Annotated in this window: 19 protein-coding genes; 9 read left to right on the top strand and 10 right to left on the bottom strand. The window is 59.4% G+C overall.

The window, feature by feature from the left end; translation table 11 throughout:
* Window positions 1-32 precede the first annotated feature (32 nt).
* Window positions 33-614: a GNAT family N-acetyltransferase gene (locus ACK6D9_RS20995; protein WP_412049968.1), complete on the top strand. Its 582-nt coding sequence runs from the start codon at window positions 33-35 to the stop codon at window positions 612-614.
* An 85-nt stretch (window positions 615-699) separates the two neighbouring features.
* Here ACK6D9_RS20995 and ACK6D9_RS20990 read toward each other — a convergent pair whose 3' ends face one another.
* Window positions 700-939 (bottom strand): hypothetical protein, encoded by a 240-nt coding sequence (locus ACK6D9_RS20990; RefSeq protein ID WP_412049967.1) that lies wholly within the window; start codon window positions 937-939, stop codon window positions 700-702.
* Between the two features lie 254 nt (window positions 940-1193).
* Here ACK6D9_RS20990 and ACK6D9_RS20985 point away from each other — a divergent pair, with 254 nt between their 5' ends.
* Window positions 1194-2261 carry a helix-turn-helix domain-containing protein gene (locus ACK6D9_RS20985; protein WP_412049966.1) on the top strand — a complete coding sequence of 356 codons (1068 nt, stop codon included), beginning with the start codon at window positions 1194-1196 and terminating at the stop codon, window positions 2259-2261.
* Between the two features lie 36 nt (window positions 2262-2297).
* On the opposite strand, the gene ACK6D9_RS20980 is transcribed toward ACK6D9_RS20985, so the two are convergent.
* Together ACK6D9_RS20980 and ACK6D9_RS20975 are read right to left on the bottom strand one after the other, a co-directional pair.
* The gene (locus tag ACK6D9_RS20980; RefSeq protein WP_412049965.1) at window positions 2298-3914 is read right to left on the bottom strand and encodes a GMC family oxidoreductase; all 1617 of its coding nucleotides are present in this window, start codon (window positions 3912-3914) and stop codon (window positions 2298-2300) included.
* 43 nt (window positions 3915-3957) lie between these two features.
* Window positions 3958-4404: a sugar dehydrogenase complex small subunit gene (locus ACK6D9_RS20975; protein WP_412049964.1), complete on the bottom strand. Its 447-nt coding sequence runs from the start codon at window positions 4402-4404 to the stop codon at window positions 3958-3960.
* A gap of 286 nt (window positions 4405-4690) precedes the next feature.
* Here ACK6D9_RS20975 and ACK6D9_RS20970 point away from each other — a divergent pair, with 286 nt between their 5' ends.
* Complete coding sequence (locus ACK6D9_RS20970) at window positions 4691-5134, top strand: glyoxalase superfamily protein (RefSeq protein ID WP_412049963.1); 444 nt, start codon at window positions 4691-4693, stop codon at window positions 5132-5134.
* Between the two features lie 12 nt (window positions 5135-5146).
* Here ACK6D9_RS20970 and ACK6D9_RS20965 read toward each other — a convergent pair whose 3' ends face one another.
* The 4 genes from ACK6D9_RS20965 to ACK6D9_RS20950 all read right to left on the bottom strand — a co-directional run bounded on the left by ACK6D9_RS20965 (window position 5147) and on the right by ACK6D9_RS20950 (window position 9140).
* On the bottom strand, window positions 5147-6136 hold the full coding sequence (locus ACK6D9_RS20965; protein ID WP_412049962.1) for a WD40 repeat domain-containing protein: 990 nt from the start codon (window positions 6134-6136) through the stop codon (window positions 5147-5149).
* A 12-nt stretch (window positions 6137-6148) separates the two neighbouring features.
* The gene (locus ACK6D9_RS20960; protein WP_412049961.1) at window positions 6149-7219 is read right to left on the bottom strand and encodes a CobW family GTP-binding protein; all 1071 of its coding nucleotides are present in this window, start codon (window positions 7217-7219) and stop codon (window positions 6149-6151) included.
* A gap of 65 nt (window positions 7220-7284) precedes the next feature.
* Window positions 7285-8250 (bottom strand): NAD(P)/FAD-dependent oxidoreductase, encoded by a 966-nt coding sequence (locus ACK6D9_RS20955; RefSeq protein WP_412049960.1) that lies wholly within the window; start codon window positions 8248-8250, stop codon window positions 7285-7287.
* 146 nt (window positions 8251-8396) lie between these two features.
* Window positions 8397-9140, bottom strand: coding sequence for a creatininase family protein (locus ACK6D9_RS20950; protein WP_412049959.1), 744 nt, complete (start codon window positions 9138-9140; stop codon window positions 8397-8399).
* A 92-nt stretch (window positions 9141-9232) separates the two neighbouring features.
* On the opposite strand from ACK6D9_RS20950, the gene ACK6D9_RS20945 reads away from it, so the two are divergent.
* The 3 genes from ACK6D9_RS20945 to ACK6D9_RS20935 all read left to right on the top strand — a co-directional run bounded on the left by ACK6D9_RS20945 (window position 9233) and on the right by ACK6D9_RS20935 (window position 11889).
* Window positions 9233-9808, top strand: a complete 576-nt coding sequence (locus ACK6D9_RS20945) for a MarR family winged helix-turn-helix transcriptional regulator (RefSeq protein ID WP_412049958.1) — start codon at window positions 9233-9235, stop codon at window positions 9806-9808.
* A gap of 81 nt (window positions 9809-9889) precedes the next feature.
* The gene (locus tag ACK6D9_RS20940; RefSeq protein ID WP_322987675.1) at window positions 9890-10918 is read left to right on the top strand and encodes a LacI family DNA-binding transcriptional regulator; all 1029 of its coding nucleotides are present in this window, start codon (window positions 9890-9892) and stop codon (window positions 10916-10918) included.
* Window positions 10915-11889, top strand: a complete 975-nt coding sequence (locus ACK6D9_RS20935) for a 2-hydroxyacid dehydrogenase (RefSeq protein ID WP_412049957.1) — start codon at window positions 10915-10917, stop codon at window positions 11887-11889. The genes ACK6D9_RS20940 and ACK6D9_RS20935 overlap by 4 nt, the downstream gene beginning before the upstream one ends.
* Before the next feature lie 82 nt (window positions 11890-11971).
* On the opposite strand, the gene ACK6D9_RS20930 is transcribed toward ACK6D9_RS20935, so the two are convergent.
* On the bottom strand, window positions 11972-12736 hold the full coding sequence (locus ACK6D9_RS20930; RefSeq protein ID WP_412049956.1) for a gamma-glutamyl-gamma-aminobutyrate hydrolase family protein: 765 nt from the start codon (window positions 12734-12736) through the stop codon (window positions 11972-11974).
* Window positions 12737-13046: 310 nt separating this feature from the next.
* Between ACK6D9_RS20930 and ACK6D9_RS20925 the strand changes: the two genes are divergently transcribed.
* Window positions 13047-14156 (top strand): TRAP transporter substrate-binding protein, encoded by a 1110-nt coding sequence (locus ACK6D9_RS20925; RefSeq protein ID WP_322987678.1) that lies wholly within the window; start codon window positions 13047-13049, stop codon window positions 14154-14156.
* 437 nt (window positions 14157-14593) lie between these two features.
* Here ACK6D9_RS20925 and ACK6D9_RS20920 read toward each other — a convergent pair whose 3' ends face one another.
* Together ACK6D9_RS20920 and ACK6D9_RS20915 are read right to left on the bottom strand one after the other, a co-directional pair.
* A complete protein-coding gene (locus ACK6D9_RS20920) occupies window positions 14594-16381 on the bottom strand; it encodes a TRAP transporter large permease (protein ID WP_412049955.1) in 1788 nt (595 codons plus the stop codon).
* The gene (locus ACK6D9_RS20915; RefSeq protein WP_322987680.1) at window positions 16378-16962 is read right to left on the bottom strand and encodes a TRAP transporter small permease subunit; all 585 of its coding nucleotides are present in this window, start codon (window positions 16960-16962) and stop codon (window positions 16378-16380) included. The genes ACK6D9_RS20920 and ACK6D9_RS20915 overlap by 4 nt, the downstream gene beginning before the upstream one ends.
* 234 nt (window positions 16963-17196) lie before the next feature.
* Between ACK6D9_RS20915 and ACK6D9_RS20910 the strand changes: the two genes are divergently transcribed.
* On the top strand, window positions 17197-17967 hold the full coding sequence (locus ACK6D9_RS20910) for an SDR family NAD(P)-dependent oxidoreductase (RefSeq protein ID WP_412049954.1): 771 nt from the start codon (window positions 17197-17199) through the stop codon (window positions 17965-17967).
* 225 nt (window positions 17968-18192) lie between these two features.
* Window positions 18193-21675 carry an indolepyruvate ferredoxin oxidoreductase family protein gene (locus tag ACK6D9_RS20905; RefSeq protein ID WP_412049953.1) on the top strand — a complete coding sequence of 1161 codons (3483 nt, stop codon included), beginning with the start codon at window positions 18193-18195 and terminating at the stop codon, window positions 21673-21675.
* Window positions 21676-21742: the final 67 nt, after the last annotated feature.

Below are 21742 nucleotides of genomic sequence, written 5' to 3'. Positions count from 1 at the left end.
AAGCGTTGGTTTGATATGTCGAGGATCAGCCCGTGACTGGCCATGTGTGTGGGTTTGGCAAAACCGGATTTGCTATTGAAAACGAAATTGAAGACGACCTTGCTGCCCGCGAGGCGATGCTTGATTGCGCCATGGGACCGGGGCGAAAGCGCAAATCGTCGGAAAAGCTCCGCCGTGGCATGCTGCCGTCATCGGGTTTGGCCTTTGTCGCTCGCGACAGCAACGGCACGCTGATCGGCAGTGTCAGGTTGTGGGATGTGGCTGCGGGAGATTGGCAACTGCTGCTGCTCGGTCCGCTGGCTGTGGCGCCGGAAGTCGCTGGGAGGGGCATCGGCTCGGCGTTGATGCGGCATGCGATCAACCGGGCGGCAGAGCTTGGGCATGGCGCCATCATGCTGGTTGGCGATGCGGCCTATTACAGCCGCTTTGGATTTTCCGTCGAGAAAACTGGCGGGTTGATCATGCCAGGACCGGTTGAGCGCTCCCGTCTGCTCGGTTGCGAGCTTGTGCCAGGATATCTTGACGAGGCGGCGGGGTTGCTGGTGACGAATGGCCGTTTGGCGCCTGCATCTGTTCGCGGCGTTCACCCCGCACGGTTGGTGCGGGTCGCCTGATCACGCGAGATGCTGGGAAGAGTTGTTGGGGAATGCGCCGAACCGGAGGGGCGTTCGGCGCATTCTTGGCTGGAGGTCCAAGTGATCAGAACACCATCCCGTTGCCAAAATTAACCGGACCGGAGGGATACTTCTCGGTGGCAGCATCTTTATCGCGGGTAAACTGTGACGTGGGGGTGCAATCGATGCCGGCTTGGGCGGCCTTGGCAGGGGCTGTTTCGCAGAGGGCTGCCTGATTGCTTGCTGTTTCGGCAAAAGCCGAAGAGGCGGTAACGGGCAGCATTGCCGTCAGGGAAAGTGCGGCGACGAGAGCAAACTTGTTCATGATGACCTCCTTCGAGAGCGGGTTGGAACTGTTGTGCAGTTCTGATGGCGGCAGTTGCCGCAGGTCCGAACCGGCAATGACCAGAAGATGGGGATTGGCCCGGGGGGGCGCCGCGCAACTTTGAAATATGAAGCGGGTGTTTCAGTTTTGGCGCGAAAATTCCGAAATCGATTGGACTGTCGCGCCGCCAATCCCTATCTCCGCTGCAGTGTCGAGCACGCCGAAATGGCGATGTGCCGTGAGTGGACCTGAAGATGTCAATTGAACTGACCCTTGCCGGTTTCATAGACCTGATCCTGCGTGGCGGAACCTTCGGCATTTTGCTGCTGGTTATCATCCACCTGCTGCAGCGGCCGGAATTTTCGGCATTGGTCGGGACCGGCGTCCTGTTCTGCGTTACCGGGGTGATCGAGATTTTCCTGAATGCACCGGCGGTCACGGAGGCGTTGGCTCCTGCAGATTACCTCGTGGTGCCATTTCAGCAGTTGCATTACATTGCCATGTGGTGGTTCGTGCTTGCACTATTCGACGACCGCTTCTCTTGGCAACTGAGGCACTTTGTGCCGGCTCTTATTGCCATCCCGCTGGTTGCCGGGCTGCTGATTGCACCCGCTCAATTTAGATGGATGCTTGATGTGGCGCTAGTGGTTCTCAATGCAACACTGTTGGGGCTGATCCTTCACAAGGCGTTGAGCGACAGGGCTTGCGACCTGGTCAATGAGCGGCGTGCGTTCAGCCTTGCACTGGCTTTTTCGGTGCCGCCCTTCACCTTGTTTGTATTTGTCTCCAACTTGGTGAGCGTCGATGGGCCGCTCGATGCCGCGCTGTGCTTCTTGTATGCGGTTGTCTATTTCGTGTTTACGCTGGGATTTTCGTACTGGCTCACGCATCTCAAGGGTGAACTTTTCCAGCGGGTTGAGGACGGCGCGAGCGTGAGTGCAAACCGCAGCATTCTGTCGGCAGCAGACAGGCTGGAACTCGAGCGGGTTGTCAAGGCAATGGATGGCGGGCTCTATCTCGAGCCGGGTCTGACGATTGGCGGGCTCGCCGATATCCTGCATATCCCCGAGCATCGGCTTAGGCGGTTAATCAACGGTGGGCTCGGCTACAGGAATTTTGCGGCTTTCGTTAATGACTACCGCATTAACGAGGCCAAACGCCGGCTGTCCGATCCGGGTATGGCGCGCGAGCAGATCATCCAGCACGCCTTCAGTCTGGGGTATGCGTCGCTGGCGCCCTTCAATCGCGCCTTCCGCGAACGGGTCGGGGTCAGTCCGACCGAATACCGCGAGGCGGCGCTGGAAGGCGCCGCCATCAACTGAGCGTCAAGCGATCGATTATCATATGGCTTGTGGCGGTTACTTGACTGACGCGGCAATGGCGTCGACGGCGCGCAATGAGAGTGCCGCGATGGTCAATGTCGGGTTGGCCGTTGCCGAAGTGGGGAATGTGCCCGAACCCAGCAAGAACAGGTTGCGGTGATCGAAACTGCGCAGATCGGCATCAACAACCGCACTGTTGGCGTCGGCGCCCATGCGCACCGTGCCGATGATGTGGCCCGAGCCCTGGATATCAGGCGAATGCTTGATGTTTTTGGCACCCATGGCGGCAAAGACCTCATCATGCGCCTTTTCCGCGGCTTTCAGACCGTCCCGCGTGTAGGCGTCAAAATCATAGTGGAGGCGCGGAAGCGGGATACCGTTGGCGTCGCGCTTGTCGGGGTCGAGCGTCACGCGGTTGTCGGCGTCGGGGGTCTGTTCGACAAGCGAGGCAAGCCGGATCTGACGCGAGGTTGCATCCTTGATGGCTGCGTCGAGTTCGTCGCCACGCAGACCCTGACGCGCGAGGTCCGCAGCTGTTGTTGCCGGCGCGCCGGTGGGCCAGCTATGACCGTCATTACCGATCTCGATGCGGAACGCGCCGCGCTGCTTGCGGAAATCGCCATCACGCATATTTTCGATGCCCGAGGTCGAGAGCGGGCCGCGATAGGGCCAGACCGGTTCAGGTGCTTCGGCCCAGCTCAGGCGGCTGGGATGGTCCATCAGGTTTCGTCCTACCTGGCCGGAGCTATTGGCGACGCCATTGGGAGCGCTCTCCTGAGCGGAATTGAGCAATAGTCGCGGCGTTTCTATGGCGTGCGCGGCAAGGATCACCACCTTGCCCGACGCGGTGCCAGTGCTGCCATCGGCGCGCCGGAACTCGACGGATTCGATTTCCCGGTTGGCGCCGACATTGAGACGTGTGGCCGTTGTCTCATCATAGACCTTGGCACCTGCTTCCTCTGCCATGGCCACATGCACGGTGGCATCGTATTTGGCCTGGATCGGGCAGATCGGAATGCAGGAATTGTTGCCGCAACATTCGGGCCGGTCGGCGCGAAAGACAGAGTTGCGGCCCTGCGGCGTGGGCCGTACCTGATAGGGCGACCCGTCGAGCGCGGCAGCAAATTGCTTGTCGAGATAGGTCATCGGGATCAGCGGCATCGGGTAATCGCCTGATCGCGGTGAGCCGAGATCATCCGTGGCGTCGCCGGCAACGCCGATCTCGTTTTCGGCCTCCTGGTAAAATGGCTCGAGGTCGTCATAATCGATCGGCCAGTCGACGCCGCGGCCATAGAGCGACTTGAGCTTGAAATCGGCCGGCACATTGCGCAAGGTCGTTCCCAGCCAGTGCCAGGTGGTGCCGCCAACGACCTTGATATAGGTCGAGCGAAACAGCTCCGGACCCATCTGCTGGTAGAAATCCTCTATGCGGTGTGACAGCGGGTGCTCGGCGGTGGGATCGTTGGGATAGGCCGATTCCGGTACCTTGATGGCAGCGTTCCAGAATTTTTCGACGGCTGAAAACCGGTCAATCCGCTTGCCGGATTCGAGAAATGCGACACTCAAGCCTTTTGCGGCGAGCTTGGCTCCGGTAATTGCGCCGGCAACGCCGGTGCCGATGATAAGAATATCTGCTGAAATGTCGTTGGTCATGAAACGGCTCCCTGAAGTGAAAAATGCGGGGTGGCTGTGGCGATCAGCCGGCAGGAGGCTCAGCCCAATAGCCGGTCTCGCCGCCGCATTGGCCCATCGGCTTGGTATAGGGCATGGCTTGCCACATCAGAGCGTCATTGTAGGCCACGACTTCGCTGCTGTCGGGATCGGGCGAGAAGCCACTGTACCAGGCAGCGACAATGTCGTTGCCGAGATCCGGCTTGGCCTGTCCATTGGCCAGCGCCGCGATTTCATCGGCTTTGCCGATGGTTTCAAAAGCCTTGAGCATCTTCGCAGCTATATCGCCGTCAAGATCCACCTTGCCGGTCAGTTCTTTGGAAAGCGCGAGGAAGGCATCGGCGTCCATGCCTGTCGCGGCCTGCGCCGGCCATTGGATTGCAGAGGTCAACGCCAAGGCGGAACCGGCGGTCAGCATGGCGCGCCGGGTCAGGCGGGGAGATGGGGTGGGGGTGGGGCTGGGTCGGCTCATGTCTCAATACCTCCGGAGTAACAAACTGAACGCCCGGACCGGCAACAAGTTCCATGGAGGCGCAATTTTCATGATGGCAACCCGTGTGTAGCGCTGCGTGCAGGAGATTGACAAGCAGCCCTTGCGTGCCTATCTGAGCGGCTTCGGGTCTGGAGCCCCGGCCGTTCGCAGGCGCAATGCCGTGGTGAAGTCTCCAACTTTCGAGCAGTCACCTTGATGATGACATGCCAGATGGTGGAATGCGGACACCCCTCGATGCCAAGCATGTCGTGACAGGAGAACTGCCATGCGTGAAAACACGCCTCTGCCATCGTTAGATATGTTGAAAGACCAGGCGCGCCGCCTGAGATCCCGTCTTGAAGCCAATGGCGAAACCATTGGTCATTCCAGGGCGCTGGAACTGATTGCTGCGCAATATGGCTTTAATGACTGGAACACGCTGCACGCTGCCTTGGGAAACCGCCGCGGTCCGGAATATCTGGCGCCTGGTGCGCGGGTGACCGGAGCCTATCTGGGTCAGCCTTTTGTCGCCCGGATTGTCGGCATTCAAGCGCTGACATCGGCGCCGGGAAGTTACCGGGTGTCGCTGGATCTGGATGAAGCGGTTGACGTCGTCACCTTCGACAGCTTCTCGGCGTTCCGCAAGCGCGTCAACGGGGTTATCGGCAAGGATGGCGTCAGCCGCGAGCGGACATCGAACGGCCGCCCGCAATTGCAACTGTCCTGGTAACTTGCCGGGAGTTTAACCCGCGATGTCGACAACACCGCAATCGCCTGCTTGCGATCCAAACGCGAGCAGGCGACCGGGCTTGTTCCAGGCCATGGCAGTGATCGCTCCCTTTCCGGGGCGGCGCAGAAGTGCCTCCTTGCTGTCGGCGATGCGAACGGCGAGTACCATGCCATCGCCAAAACCGATGGCCACCAGATCCTCGACCGGATGACAGGCGACACAGGTCACCATCGTATCGGCGCGCTGACCCAATTCCTTTGGCGCCTTGCCCATCGGGCCGTCCTTGCCGGAAAACGGCCAGACGATTGCCGAAGGCGCGCCCGAGGAGGCAAGCCACTTGCCGCGGTTGGACCAGGAGAGCGATTTGACCTTGGCGGGATAGCCGGTCATGCGCATGTGGCGCTGTTCGCTGCCGGGCTTGCCGTCGAGTTTCCAGCCGTGCAGTGCGTTTTCCTGCATGGCGGTGACCAGAAAGCGCCCATCGGGGTGGAACAACACCTGATTGTGGGCACCTTTCCATTCGAAATCGACTGCCGGGGCGTTGCCATTGACGAAAACCAGCGACACGCCGTTGTAGCGCGCCATCGCCAGCCGCATGCCCTTCGGCGCGAAGGCCAGGCCTTCGATGGTGCGGGCTTCTTCGAATGAACGCTGTGTCCCGTCAGCCAGCATCACCGTGGCAACACGACCTTCAGCGAAGGCCACCGCGCCCTGCGGACCTGCCGCCACCGCGCTTACCCATTTGCGTGCCGGTTCCCGCAGAACGGTTTGGGTGCCGTCGGCGCCAAGCCGCATGACCTTGCCGTCTTCACCGCCGGTAATCAGTGACTGCTCGTCCCAAGTGGTGGTTGCAGCCAGCAGGCCGTCGTGAAGTTCATGGCGCTGAGTGCCATGATCGAGCCGCACCACCTGGCCAGAGGCGAGCGCGAAAGCTGGCACTTGGCCCAGGAATGCGGTGGCAAGGCAGTGATCGTCGAGATCAATCGGCGCGACTGTCGGCATGGTGAATTGTCCTCAGGCCTGGCAGGCCAGGAAAGTGCGTTCGAGCTTTTCGCGATCAAGATCGCGGCCAATGAAGACAATGCGGCTTTCGCGTTTTTCATCATCCTTCCAGGCGCGCTGATGGTCGCCTTCGACAATCATATGCACACCCTGAATTACGTAACGGTCGTCGTCGCCGGCCAGGGCGATAATGCCCTTGAGGCGCAAAATATTGGGCCCGTCGATCTGGGTGATCTTTTCGATCCAGGGGAAGAAGCGTTTCGGTTCCAGCGGGCCGGCGCGCAGCGAGATCGACTGTACCGTCAAATCGTGAATGGCGGCTGGCGTCGCGTGGTCATGATGCGCATGGTCGTGATGAGCGTGGTCATGGTGGTGGTGATGGTCGTGATCATGATCGCATTCGGGACCGCAGGCGTGGTCGGAATCGTCGTGGTCGAGGAAATGCGGGTCATTGTCGAGCGCACGGCTGAGATCGAAAGCGCCGCGGTCGAGCACCGCGTCAAGCGGCACGGAAGCGCGCTCGGTGCGGTGGATGCGCGCCGATGGATTGATCGCCCGCACGATGCGCTCGACGTCGTCAAGTTCTTCCGGGGTGACCAGATCGGTCTTGTTGAGAAGCACGACATCGGCAAAGGCAATCTGGTCCTCGGCCTCGCGGCTGTCCTTGAGCCGGGCCGGCAGATGGCGCGCGTCGACCAGCGCCACCACGGCATCAAGCCGGGTTTTGGCGCGAACATCCTCGTCCATGAAAAACGTCTGGGCGACGGGGGCGGGGTCGGCAAGACCGGTGGTTTCGACGATGATGGCATCGAGCCTGCCCGGACGGCGCATCAGTCCCTCGACCACGCGGATCAGGTCGCCGCGCACGGTGCAGCAGACGCAGCCATTGTTCATCTCGTAGATTTCCTCGTCGGATTCCACGATCAGGTCGTTGTCGATACCGATCTCGCCAAATTCGTTGACGATCACCGCATAGCGCTTGCCATGCGGTTCAGACAGAATCCGGTTGAGCAGCGTGGTTTTGCCGGCGCCGAGATATCCGGTCAGCACGGTTACGGGAATAGGGGATGGGGCTTCGCTCATGGAATGTCTCGGTCAGGATGGTTTGGTTGAACTTGCATATAGGCGCTTGGATCGGATTGTGCCACTCACAAGGCAAGGATGTGTTGGCCGAGCGCCAGGCCTGACTGATGCGCGGCTTCTGCCCTTGCGGCAATGCACCAATCGCCACAGGCGAACAGCGTGTCATCTGAATTGCCGATGAAGGGGGCATCAAGCGGCGTTTGAGCCAGCGCGTGGAGCCATCGATGCAGGTCATAATGGATTGGCTCCGGCAAATCAGCACCCAGGCCGGTTGCGGCCCGCATCGCGACAAGCAACTCGGCTGCGACAGTCTGACGGTCTCCGTCCAACCGGGCGTCGCTCCATTCAGGACCAGCATGGAGCACAAAAGTTTCTCCGCCGCGTTGGGGTTTTGAACTGTTGCGTACGATCAACGAGAGACAGTCGCCGGGCTGCCCGCGGATGAAATCGGGCACATCGTTGAGCCTTGTTTCAAACGTCAGCATGGCCGACCAGCACGGCGCCATCTTGACCGCTCCGAGCGGGGCGAAGGCGGAATCAACAGGACCAAGCAGGGTGAGTGCTTGCGGTGCGGGGATAGCGGTCACCACCCGCGAGGCCCGGAAACCTACAGCGTCACCATCGGCAGTTTCGGTCTCGACCAGATATTCGTCCTGGCGCTTTTCAATACGGGTGACGGTTGTCCCAAGCTGCACCTGCAGGCCTTTGGCGAGCGCCTTGCCGACCGCCGACATGCCGGGCAGGCCGACCCACCAGGGACGCGCGCTGTCCTTGCCGTTAGGCCGCCAAACGGTCAGTTCGCCGGCCTGGGCTAGGTGGTTGACCAGTGATGTGAATTCCGGCGTTCTGCTGGTCAGATACTGTCCGCCATGGTCGAAATTGCCGTGGTCGCTGCGTCGGGTCGCCAAACGCCCGCCCGGCGAGGCGGATTTTTCCAGCACGATGACGCTGGTGCCGTGATCTGCAAGGTGTCGCGCGAGGGTGAGGCCCGCCAACCCGGCGCCGATGATGATCGTGTTTGTGTCGTCCATTTATTTTTCCTGAGTCTGGCGCGCGTGTTTTTATCATGCGCCGTGATCAACGGCTAAATCAAAATTTTTTCTGAAAAGGCTCCAGTCCATTGTATTGCGTCGAACCGAGCCTTTCATCCGGAGGTGGCTGTGGCACCGTGAATTTCTCAGCTCAGGCCATCGGTATCGAAGGCGGCCATGTCTTCGAGCAGATCACGAAGGCCGCCGACTGCATGGGTGAGGATCGCTTCGCCCTTGGCGGCGCTTGCCTGACTGGCGTTTCCGGCCGCGCCATCCTTGTTCAGGTCCGACATTTTCCAGCCGAAGGCGTGCGGCCCATAGGCGCGAAGATGAGTGAAGCGATCGATGAATTCAGCCTGGCGCGAGGGAAAATCACGCAGTGCGTCGCGGCGTACCAGGTCCGGTTGCAACGCCAGCATCACCGATGTCTCGATGTCGCCAGCATGGATGTCGAGGGACTTTTCCGCAGGCGTGATGATGCCAGGGGGGACGCCGAACCGAGTCCAACTGGTGGCCACCGCCAGCATGTTGAAGCGGACTCGGGCTTCGGTGGCGACGATCGTCAAAAGCGGCGAGTTGCCGCCATGGGCGTTGAGCAGCAGCAGCCGCCGGGTGCCACGCGCGGCGCAGCTTTCGGAGATGCCGATCCAGCGGTTGACCGCTTCATCAAACGCCAGCGTTCTGGTGCCGGGCACATCCATGTGCTCGATTGAGTAGCCGACCGGCTCGACCGGCAAGAGTTCTACCCGAACCGATGGCGGCGCCGCTTCGGCCAGGCGCCGGGCGATCGATTCGGCAATCAGCGCATCGGTCTCGAAGGGAAGATGCGGACCATGCTGCTCATGTGCCCCAAGGGGCAGGATGGCGATCGGGACGGATTGTGTGCGCATGCTGTGGTTTTTCCGGTGCGGCTTGGTTAGGGTCCGCAGTGAAGAGCTTGAGTCTAGGGTGATGGATCGAAGGCTGCAAGAAGGAGCTGTCCGTGTCCGCCAAAAACAAGAACAAGAGCGAGAGCAGAAAAACCAAAAAACAGGGGCAGGCCGAGGCACTGGCCCTGGTCAATCAACTGGCGCGCAATGTCAGGACGGCGTTGTCGCGACGGCTGCTCGATCTTGGTTTGTATGCGGGGCAGGACGGGGTGATCCTGGCGCTCGACGCCCGTGATGGCCAGACACCGGGGATGATCGCGACTTCGCTCGGCGTCAAGGCGCCAACCATCACCAAGACTATCGGCCGGCTTGCCGCACAGGGCTTTGTGCGGCGTGAAGGATCACCCGATGATGGGCGGATGATGCTGGTGTACCTGACTGATTCCGGACGTGATCAGATCAAGTCGGTGCGCAAGGCACAGCGGCGGACCGAAAAGGCGGCGTTCGCCGGTCTGAAGAAAAAGGATGTCCTCGCCTTGCTCGACCTGCTGGCGGCGATGGATGCCAATATTGGCGCTTCACTGAGCGCTGCGCCGGATGCGACAAGCGATCCATTGAAGAAGGTGGCTTTGGAGTCATACGAGGACGCCGATCCGACACCGGACGCCTCAGCGTCTTCAACAGACTGATTGCCAGCCCGGTTTAAACCTTTTAGATCTTCTTAAATAATTGAATTGGGGCGCGAAGCTCCGCCAGCGGGGATACGGGAATTGGCGCAAAAAGTTAAACTGTCCACGATCGCGGAGGCTCTTGGCCTCTCGACCGCCACGGTGTCACTGGCGTTGCGCGATAGTCCGCTGGTGGCTGATGTGACGCGCGACCGGATCAAGGAAAAGGCCGTCGAACTCGGTTATATCTACAATCGCCGTGCAGCCTCGCTCAGGACATCCAGATCAGGCATCATCGGGGTTGTCGTGCACGACATCATGAACCCGTTCTATGCGGAAATTCTCAAGGCGATCGAGACCGAGCTGGATCGCAGCCGGCAAACCTTCATCCTCTCCAATCATTATGATTCGGTGGAAAAACAGCGCAATTTCATTGAAACGCTGCTGCAACTTGGCGGTGACGGGGTGATCATGTCGCCGGCCATCGGCACGCCGGCATCCGACATCCGGCTTGCCGAAGACAATGGCATGCCGGCGATCCTGATTGCCCGCTCTGTGCCTGAGATTGACGTTCCTACCTTTCGCGGTGATGATGCCTACGGCACCGCTCTTGCCACCAATCATCTGATCAGTCTGGGGCACAAGCGGATCGCCATGATTGGCGGGACGGATCACACGTCGACCGGCCGGGATCGCTATGCGGGTTATGCCGAGGCGCTGAGGAAGGCGGGGATCGATGTTGACCCGGCGCTGCGTATTCCCGGTCCGCGAACCAAGCTGAGCGGGTTTGAAGCGGCGGTCAATTTTCTCGCCAATTCGCTCAAGCCAACCGCCGCGGTGTGTTGGAACGACCTAGTGGCGATTGGCCTGATGAGTGGCATCGCCCGTGCAGGGCTGGTGCCCGGAAAGGATATCTCAGTGACTGGTTATGACGATCTTGAGGAGGCGGCGATTGCGATGCCGGCGTTGACGACAGTCTGGAATGGACAATCGGAGGTTGGCCGTTTGGCCGCACGGGCGCTGCTCGACAAACTCAACGGTTCCAGCGAAGCCGACGGCCTGCATCTGATCAAACCGGAAATGCGGATCCGGCAATCGACGTCGCCGCTCAACCCGGGAGCAGGCCGATGACCGATCAGCGTCCTGTCGTCCTTGTTCCGGGCCGGATCCATCCGCGTGTTGGCGAACGTGTTGAAGCCGAGTTTGACGCGGTCTTCATCGACACCGCCGACGCGGCGCTGCTTGATGCGCAGACGCGGTCACGGATTAAGGCCATCGCGGCGATGACCACCATCTCCGCCGATTTCATCGATGCCTTGCCAAACCTCGATATCATCGCCAATTTTGGCGTTGGTTACGATGCCGTGGATGCGGCCCATGCCGCTTCGCGCGGGATCATGGTGACCAATACGCCCGACGTGCTCAGCGATGAGGTGGCCGATACCACGGTCGGGCTGTTGCTTAACACGCTCAGGGAATTTCCGAAGGCGGAAGCCTATCTTCGAGCCGGCCGGTGGGCCACCGAAGGGCCTTATCGGCTGACACCACTAACATTGCGGGGTCGGACTGTCGGCGTTTTCGGGCTGGGGCGCATCGGCCTTGCCATTGCCCGACGGCTGGAGGCTTTCGGTGTCGGCATACACTACCACACGCGAACAAAACGCACCGATGTCGCTTATCCCTGGCACGAAACGCTTGCCGGCATGGCCGCAGAAGTTGATACGCTGATTGTGGTAGTGCCGGGTGGGCCCGCGACCGACAAGGCTGTCAATGCCGGCGTCCTCGACGCACTTGGGCCGAATGGGGTGTTGATCAATGTTGGCCGCGGCTCGACGGTTGACGAGACGGCGCTGATCGCGGCGCTGACGGAAGGGCGGATCGCCGCCGCCGGTCTTGATGTTTTCGCCAATGAACCGCACGTGCAGCAAGCCTTGATGGATCTGCCCAATGCCTGTCTGCTGCCGCATGTCGCGTCGGCTTCGGTCTCCACCCGTAACGCGATGGCAGATCTGGTGGTCGATAATCTCGCGGCCTGGCTTGGTGGCCGTGCGGCGATATCAGCGGTGCCTGAATGTGCTGCTTTAAACCGCAAATCGGAGTGAGCGGCGCAACGGGCTGACGTGTATCGGATTGGGGTACAGCTCCGTGCGTTCAGGTGAATGCACGGAGCTTTATTCCGCAGCTCTACTCCGCGGCTTGTGCCAGCCGGGCATGGCTGGCGCGCACGGCGTTGCCAAAGGCGGTGAATATCTTGTCGGATATCTCGTCGCTGCCGACCCAGTATTCGGGGTGCCATTGAACGCCGATCGCAAAGCCCGGCGCATCAATGACACTGACGGCCTCGATGGTTCCGTCCTCAGCAACCGCCTCGATGGCCAAGCGCGGCGCAAGACGTGAAATCGCCTGGCGGTGAAGCGAGTTGACCCGGACTTCTCCCTCGCCGATGATCGAGGCTAGACAGCTTCCCTCCCTGACCTTTATCGAATGTCGGATGGCAAATGCCTCATCCCAGTTTTCAGTTTCCGGCTTGCGATGATCCATGCGGCCAGGCTGTTCCTGGATTTCGTTGGCCAGCGTGCCGCCCAGCGCCACATTGAGTTCCTGAATGCCGCGGCAAATTGCCAGCAGCGGAATGCCGCGCTCGATGGCTCGCCGGATCAGCGCGATGCTGAGCTGGTCCCGCGCCGGATCGAAAGGCCCGTGCGCTTCGGTTGCTTCCTCGCCGTAAAGTGACGGATGCACATTGGTGCGCGATCCAGTAACGAGTACGCCATCGACCCGGTCAAGCACCATGTCCACATCGACGCCGCCCTCGAGCGCCGGGACCACCAGCGGCAAGACCCCGGAGCCCTTGACTGCCGCACGGATGTATTGGTCCGGCGCAGCGTGCCAGGTGTATCCATCGAAGGTCCGAATATCGGCGGGGACCGCCACCAGCCCATTGTGCATAGCCAACTTCCCTTGAAAATTCACGGCCCGGTCTCAGGGCCCATTCCTTTGTATATGGGGCCTATTTTGTCGCGGGATAATCGGATTTTGTCAAACTTGATCCAAATCGTTCTATTCGGGCGTTAGGCCGTTGAATGAAACGGTATCATTGTCATGACCAACTGGCTAAAAAAATTGACCATTGACCCTTGAAAATCAGGCCTTGTGCTTGAAAGCACAGGAGCAACATGGTTAGGTCTTGCCATGCTGGCGGGGCGTCAAAAGTCAAAAACACGCACCTCGCGAGTTAGCTTCAACTGGGAGGAATTTTATGGATCGTCGTTCATTTATCAAGAAGGCCGGGGTGGCTGGTGCTGGCGCTGCGGCAGCGACTACGCTGGCGGCTCCGGCCATCGCACAGTCAATGCCAAAACTTACCTGGCGCTGCACGTCATCATTTCCGAAGTCGCTGGACACCATCTATGGCGCGGCCGAGACCATGGCGGAACATGTGAAAGCCGCGACTGATGGAAATTTTGACATCCAGGTTTTCGCCGGCGGCGAGATCGTTCCTGGGCTGCAGGCGGCTGACGCCGTTACCGACGGCACCGTGGAAATGTGCCATACTGCCTCCTATTATTATTGGGGCAAGGACGCCACCTATCAGCTCGCTACGGCCACTCCGTTCGTGATGAATTCGCGGATGCAGAACGCCTGGTTTATCCAGGGCGGCGGCACCGATGTGTTGAACGAGACCTTCTACAATGGCGAAGGCCTGCACGCCATTCCGTGCGGCAACACCGGTGCCCAGATGGGCGGTTGGTTCCGCAAGGAAATCAACACGGTTGCCGATCTCGATGGCCTGAAAATGCGTATCGGTGGTTTTGCTGGCAAGATCCTGGGCAAGCTTGGCGTATCCCCGCAGCAGATCGCCGGTGGCGACATCTACGCCGCGCTGGAAAAGGGCACCATCGACGCAACCGAGTGGGTTGGTCCTTATGACGACCAGAAGCTCGGCTTCAACAAGGTCGCCAAGTACTACTACTATCCCGGTTGGTGGGAAGGTGGCGCTGCGTTGCACGCCTTCATCAATCTGGAAAAGTACAATGAACTGCCTGCGAACTATCAGGCTATCCTGTCTGATGCATGCTACTTCGCCAACGCTTCGATGTTGGCAACCTATGACATCAAGAACCCGACAGCATTGAAGGAACTGGTGGCCGACGGCGCCATTCTGCGCCCGTTCAGCCAAGAAGTTCTCGATGCCTGCAACGCGGCGACGCAGGAAGTTTACCAGGAAGTGACGGCAGAAAATCCGGCCTTCAAGAAAATCTACGAATCGCAACTGGCATACGCCAAGGATGCTTATCTCTGGCAGCAGTTGTCGGAGTACACCTACGACACCTACATGATGATCCAGCAGCGTTCGGGCAAGCTCTAAGCTGTTTACGCCTGAACGTGTTGAATTGCCGGGGGTGCTGCTGAGCGCCCCCGGGTTTTTTATCTGCGACGTTCATCTGTGAGGTATAGCGGCGCGATGACCGGGTACGCTTTTGATCTGCGGCCGCAAGGAAATGGATATCTGCGACAGGCCGCACCGAACGACTTCAAGTCGCATCGGTACTGAAGCGAAGCAACACTGCTTTTTTCTCAGATAGTTGACCCACGCGGAAGCGGCGATGCGGTGGCATCGCATGATGACGCCGGCATATGGACCAGCTGAATCCGGATGAACAACCGGAAGCCATAGGGCCGGGCCGGCGTCGCCGCATCCGGCATGCCGGAATGGTTCTATCTTACGAAGAACTCTCAATGCGGATTTCAAAAAGGCCCGAAACCAGTCTGGTTTCGGGCCTTTCATGTTGACGGCTGTTGGGATCAGTCGAACTTTGGTGGTTCGCCAAGATTGAAGGCCGGCGCCGCGGGCTCCGGTTGGGCGCTCGGGGTTTCTCCCGGAAGACCGAGACTGGGCAGCGTGAGCCCGGGCAATCCGTTGGAGTTTTCGCTCGGCGGCAACCCAAGCCCAGGCAACCCGCCACCCAAGGCATTGTCGTCGAAGCCGGGAATCGTGATCTGCAAGTTTGGGTCACGCGCAGGACGTTCGGTTTTGTAGTGAGTGACCAGTTCAGGGAAGGCGATGACAATCAGAATGACGATGAACTGGATGATGATGTAGGGCACGGCCCCCTTGTAGATCTCGGTGGTCTTGACCCCTGGCAGCCATCTTCCTGACGGTGCATCCTTCCATTTCTTGCTGGGTGCGATCGACCGAAGATAAAACAGCGCGAAGCCGAATGGTGGCGTCAGGAAGGAGGTCTGAAGGTTGATGCCGAGGATGATCCCGAACCAGATCAGGTCGATCCCGAGTTTTTCGGCGACCGGGGCCAGCAGCGGCACCATGATGAAGGCGATCTCGAAGAAATCGAGGAAGCAACCGAGGACGAAGACAAGCACGGTCACGACGACCAGGAAGCCAGTAGTTCCGCCCGGCAGCCCCAGCAGCAATTCCTCGATCCAGAGATTGCCGTTCACTCCATAGAAGGTGAGACCGAACACCCGCGCGCCAATCAGGATGAACATCACGAAAGCGGAAAGGCGGGTGGTCGAATCGAGCGCCTGCTTGAGCATCACGAAACCCATGCGGCGTTTGATGGTGGCCAGCACCAGCGCGCCGGTAGCGCCCATCGCGCCGCCTTCGGTCGGTGTGGCAATGCCGAGGAAAATGGTTCCGAGCACCAGGAAGATCAGAGCCAACGGCGGAATCAGCACAATCACCACGCGTTCGGCCAGACGTGAGAGAATGCCGAGCTTGAAGTGGCTATTGGCCATCGAGACAGCCAGTGCAAAAACCGCCGCGCTGGTGGCAGACCAGACAAACCGGGTCTCGAACCGCAGGCTATCGAATATGAAATGGTAGGCCACGAAATGCATGGCGATCGATAGCGCCAGAATGACGATCAACGAGGTTATGCCGCGGCCAAGCGTGCGGGCTTCCACCGGAAGCGCGGGCGCCCACTGCGGCTTGATCAGCGTGACTGCGAAAATGTAGAGGCAATAGGCGGCGACGATGATCAACGCGGGGTATAGTGCGCCGACATACATGTCCCCCACGGAACGGCCGAGTTGGTCGGCCATGACGATGAGAACGAGGGATGGCGGCACGATTTGTGCCAATGTTCCGGCGGCGGCAATCGTGCCCGTTGCCAGCGAGCGGTTGTAGCCATAGCGCAGCATGATCGGCAACGAAATCAACCCCATGGCAATCACCGAAGCGGCGACGACACCGGTAGTGGCAGCGAGCAGTGCGCCAACCAGAACGACAGCATAGGAGAGGCCACCGCGGATCGGCCCGAACAGTTGCCCGATCGTGTCGAGCAGATCTTCGGCCATGCCGGATCGTTCGAGAATGAGCCCCATGAACGTAAAAAACGGAATCGCCAACAGGGTGTCATTGTACATGATTCCGTAGATCCGCTCGGGATGCGCTTGCAGCAGAGGCCAGAACAGCCGAATTTCCGGGGATATATGAGAAACCTCGACGCCTATGACGAAGAATAGCAGTCCGCCGGCGGCCAGGGTGAAGGCGACGGGATAGCCTATCAGCAGCATCCCCATCACGGAGATGAACATGATCGGCGCCAGATTGTGCGCAACAATATCGATCATTTGCCCTGTTCCTCGGGCATGTTTTTCAGCATTTCCTCAACCCCGGGCGGGTTGTCGTGCGAAACCCATGGATCATCGATGATGCCTGTAATCACAGCCCAGCGTTTGATGATTTCGGAAATGCCCTGCAGTGTCAGCAGCGAAAATCCGATCAACACCAGGATCTTGGCCGGCCAGAGAATGAGGCCGCCGGCATTGGCCGATATCTCACCCGAATTGTAGGATTTGAGCACCCAAGGGAGCGCCAGATAGGTGATCAGCAGTGTGAACGGCATCAGGAAAACGACGTGACAAAACAGATCGATCCAATCCCGCGTCCGTTTGCTCAGCATGTTGGAGATGAAGTCGATGCGGATGTGTTCGTTCTTTTGCAGCGTGTATGCTGCGGCGACCAGAAAAACCGCCCCGAACAGATACCATTGAACTTCGAGCCATGCGTTGGACGAGACGTCAAAGACTTTTCGGATAATCGCGTTTCCGGCACTGATCAGCACTGCTGCGAGCACCAGCCAGGCAACATTGCGCCCAAAAAACTCATTGATCCGGTCGATAAACCGGCTCAACAGCAAAAGACCTGTCATATTGTCCTCCCAGTCGTTTCACCTCCGATTGGCTCGAAGTGCGATCGACCATGGTTCCCTTGGCTGGCATCATTATCATCAATGCGATGCCGTTCCAGTCCATAACAGCAAAAATGTGTGCGCCGCAATAAGTGGTGTATATTTTTGACCAGTTGCAAGCGAGGCGCATGGTAGCGCCCCGCCGAGCTTGCCGCTATATCGGCAGGTATTGGCATTTGGTAGAAGGGGTGGGCGATGCAGGCGCAAGAACTGTTCGATGTTTCCGGTGAAATAGCGCTGGTGACAGGCGGGGGCACCGGTCTTGGGTTTGCCATGGCGCGTGCGCTGGCGGTCAATGGTGCCAAGGTCGCGCTTGCCGGCAAACATCAGGCCAGCCTGGATGCGGCGGTGAAGGCAATCACTGAGAGTGGCGGCGATGCCACCGCAGTGATTCTCGATGTTCGGCATGAGGAGTTGATCGGCGCCGCCTTCGATCAGGTCGAAACAACATTCGGGCCTGTCAGCGTGCTTATCAACAATGCCGGCGTCGCCCATCGCGACAAGGCTTCAAAAATTGCCGCCGAGACGCTCCGTAATGTGATGGCCGTCAATGTCGACGGTGCTTTTCTGGTGGCACAGGAAGCCGCCCTGCGGATGATCCGGGACAAACGCAGCGGCTCGATTATCAATATTTCCAGTGTATTGGCGCAGACCCCGATCCGCCAGGCGGCGGCCTATAGTGTCTCCAAGGCCGCCATCAGCCAGATGACCCGGTGCCTGGCGCTTGAATGGGCCAAGCACGGGATTCGGGTCAATGAAATCCGCCCGGGATGGTTCGAGACCGGGTTGACTGCGCCATTTCTGAAGGGACCCGGCGCCAAGATCATGGCTGGTGACAATCCTACCGGGCGGCTTGGGGACGGTCATGATCTCGATGGGGCGGTGCTGCTGTTGGCCTCGAAGGCCGGCAAATACATGACCGGCAGCGCCATTACCGTGGATGGCGGCCATTCCAACGGTCGCTGATGGTGGTCGGCGCCGGACCGCCGGCCTGGCGGTTTTGAAGCTTGCGGGATTCCCGCATCCTGTTTAGCTGCGAGCAACTGGGCGTGAATTTGATTGACCGCCCGGTTCTATGGTCCAAGTATCATGATCAGGAAACACCGACGCGGATGGGCTGGCGCGCGTGACGCGGGTTAATGCACATTCGGGCGGGACAGGGCCGGTCCGGGTTAAGTCGAGGAGCATGGAATGACGGCACACGATATCTCGCTTGACGACAAGTTTGATCTGACCAAAGAGCGGGTCTTCCTTACCGGCTCCCAGGCTGTTGTGCGGTTGTTGATGATGCAGCACGAACGTGACCGGCAGGCAGGCCTCAACACGGCCGGGTTCGTTTCGGGCTATCGCGGGTCGCCGCTGGGTGGGCTGGACCAGCAAATCCTGCGCGCTGAGCGTCTACTTCAACCGCGGTCGATTGTTTTTCAGCCGGGCCTGAACGAGGAACTGGCTGCAACTGCCTGCTGGGGCTCACAGCAAGTCGGGCTGGATGGCACCGGAAAGTACGACGGCGTGTTTTCGCTCTGGTACGGCAAGGGGCCTGGTGTTGACCGGTCGGGTGATGTGTTCCGTCATGCCAATCTGGCCGGTACCGCGCAGCATGGCGGGGTTTTGGCGCTGATGGGCGACGACCACACCGCGGAAAGTTCCACCAACGCCCACCAGACGGAATTCAACTTCGTCAACGCGATGATCCCGATCCTCAATCCGGCCGGCGTGCAGGAAATGATCGATTATGGTCTGCACGGTTTTGCAATGTCGCGGTTTTCTGGCACCTGGACAGCGCTTAAATGCGTGAAAGACAATGTCGAATCCACCGCGTCGGTGGAGGCCGGTCTCGAGCGCATCAAGATCGTGCTGCCGGAGTTTGCGATGCCGCCAGGCGGGCTCAATATTGGCGGCAACCCGCTTGATTTTCTTGGCCAGGAAATGTTGTTGCATGAATTCAAGCAAGATGCAGCAAGCGCCTATATCCGCGCCAACGGGCTTAACAGGATCGTCTACTCAGGCGGCGCCAACGCCAAGATCGGCATCCTGACTGTCGGCAAGAACTATCTCGATGTGCGCCAAGCGCTCGACGACCTGGGCATCGACGAGGCGCGGGCCAACCAGCTCGGGGTGCGGCTTTTCAAGGTTGCTTGCCCGTGGCCGTTTGATCTTGAGGACATGACCGAATTTGTCGACGGCCTCGAGATGGTGATCGTGGTGGAGGAGAAGCGCTCGCTGCTCGAAAGCCAGTTGCGCGAGGCATTGTACGGAACCGCGCGGCAGCCGCAGGTGGTTGGAAAGAAGGATGAGCGTGGCGACTGGCTGTTCCCGGTCAAGGGCGCTCTTGACCCCAATGACATCGCCGTGGCGGTAGGCGAGCGGGTGCTCAGGGTAATTGGTCACGCCGAGGATATCGACGCCAAGGTCAAGCGCATCCGGCAGTACCAAAGCATGCTGGCAAGCGTGACGGATGTGGCTTCCCGTGCACCCTATTTCTGTTCGGGTTGCCCACATAATTCCTCGACCAAGGTTCCTGAGGGGTCGATCGCTGCGGCGGGCATTGGTTGCCACTTCATGGCGTTGTGGATGGACCGGGATACCACCGGGTTCACGCAGATGGGGGGGGAGGGCGCGCAATGGGTGGGCCAGGCGCCGTTCACCACGCGGCCGCATATTTTCCAGAACCTGGGTGACGGAACCTATAATCACTCCGGTGTGTTGGCATTGCGCTTCGCGATCTCTTCTGGCGCTAATGTCACCTACAAGATCCTCTATAATGACGCCGTGGCCATGACTGGCGGCCAGACCCATGAGGGCGGCCTGACTGCCGACGCCATCGCCCGCCAGGTTCGCGCTGAAGGGGTGGAGCGGATTGCGCTGGTCAGCGATGATCCCGACCGCTACCCGGCTGGCATCGAATGGCCGTCTGCCATCAGCATGCATCATCGCTCCGAACTTGATGCCGTACAGCGCGAATTGCGCGAGGTTCCCGGCGTTACCGTGCTGATCTACGATCAGACCTGTGCAGCGGAAAAACGGCGGCGGCGGAAGCGCGGCGCTTATCCTGACCCGGACAAGCGGGTGATCATCAACGAATTGGTGTGCGAAGGCTGTGGTGATTGCGGGGTGAAGTCCAATTGTGTCTCGATCCAGCCGGTGGAAACCGAGTTCGGCCGCAAGCGCCGGATCGATCAATCGAGCTGCAACAAGGATTTCTCCTGTGTCGAAGGGTTTTGTCCTTCCTTTGTCACGGTTCACGGTGCGCAGATTCGAAAGTCGGACCAGTCCGGGCTGAGCACTGTAGCGGATCCGCTTGCGGGATTGCCAGACCCTGAAATCGCCTCGCTTGAGAGCGGATGGGCGGCGATTATCGATGGAATTGGTGGAACCGGCGTCGTGACGATCGGTGCGATCCTCGGCATGGCCGCCCATCTCGAAGGCAAGGGCTGCGGCATGATCGACATGGCCGGGCTGGCGCAAAAAGGTGGGGCGGTGTTTTCGCATGTGCGGATTGCCAGGACGCCGGCGGATATTCACGCAATTCGGATTTCAGCCGGGAAAGCCGATTTGGTGCTGGGCTGCGATCTCGTGGTGTCGGGATCACGCAAGGTTCTGGCTTCGGTGCGTGAAGGCGAAACAGCATTTCTGGTCAACACCAGCGAAGTCATGCCGGGCGAATTCACCCGAGATGTGAACTTCGCATTGCCGACGGAACGGCTCAAGCGGGCCATCGTCACGGCGGCAGGTGTTGAGTGTGCCAGTTTCTTTGACGCGACCCAAGCCGCAACGCAACTGTTTGGCAATGCCATCGCGGCCAACATGTTCATGCTTGGGATGGCTGCGCAAAAGGGCGCGCTGCCGCTCTCTACTACCGCCATCGAGGAGGCTATCCGGCTCAATGGCGCGGCAGTGGCAATGAATGTGTCAGCCTTCCGCTGGGGCCGAAAGGCAGGCCACGATCCACAATCGGTGTTGACTATTGTGTCGGATGCGAGGCCCGCTGAGGCGATTGCTGACGATCCGTCGGTGGCGGATCTGATCGATCCACGCGCCGAGTTTCTCACCGACTATCAGAACCGGGCATGGGCTGACAGATACCGCGCGACGCTGCAGCCGCTGGTGGAGGCCGAGACCCGGATCGCCGGTCGTCCCGGGCCGGTATCTGCGGCGGCGGCACGATCCCTGTTCAAACTGATGGCCAACAAAGATGAATACGAGGTGGCGCGGCTCTACAGCGATGGTAGTTTCCGGCGGCAGTTGAACAGGCAGTTCGAGCGCTATGATCGGCTCGAATATCATCTCGCACCACCGGTTTTGGGCCGACGCGATTCCAAGGGACACCCGGTGAAAACCTCGTATGGCCGGGGGATGGCGGTATTGTTTCGGTTGCTCGCGGCGCTGAAATTTCTGCGCGGTACCCCATTCGACGTTTTCGGCTACAGCGCCGAGCGGCGGATGGAACGTCAAGTGCTCGCAGAGTTCATTTCGGAACTGGAGCAGATCACGAACACCTTGACTGATGCCAATCTGGATACTGTCGAGGAGTTTCTGTCCTATCCCATGGAAATTTGTGGGTACGGCCATATTAAGTTGCAAAACAAAATTGCGATATTTGAGAAAAAGGAGCTTCTCAAGAAGGAGATGGGGAGCAAAGCTAGCCAAAATTATGAAATTGCTGCAGAGTGAAAGGAAGTAAATACCAATATTGTTTATGTTAGTAGTATTTTAACGCTGCAATCAGATTTGACATTTC

Source organism: Hoeflea sp. Naph1 (assembly GCF_046837775.1).
Classification (GTDB): domain Bacteria; phylum Pseudomonadota; class Alphaproteobacteria; order Rhizobiales; family Rhizobiaceae; genus Hoeflea.
The sequence above is the reverse complement of the archived record's forward strand: the minus strand, read 5'-3'. Positions and strand labels throughout refer to the sequence as shown.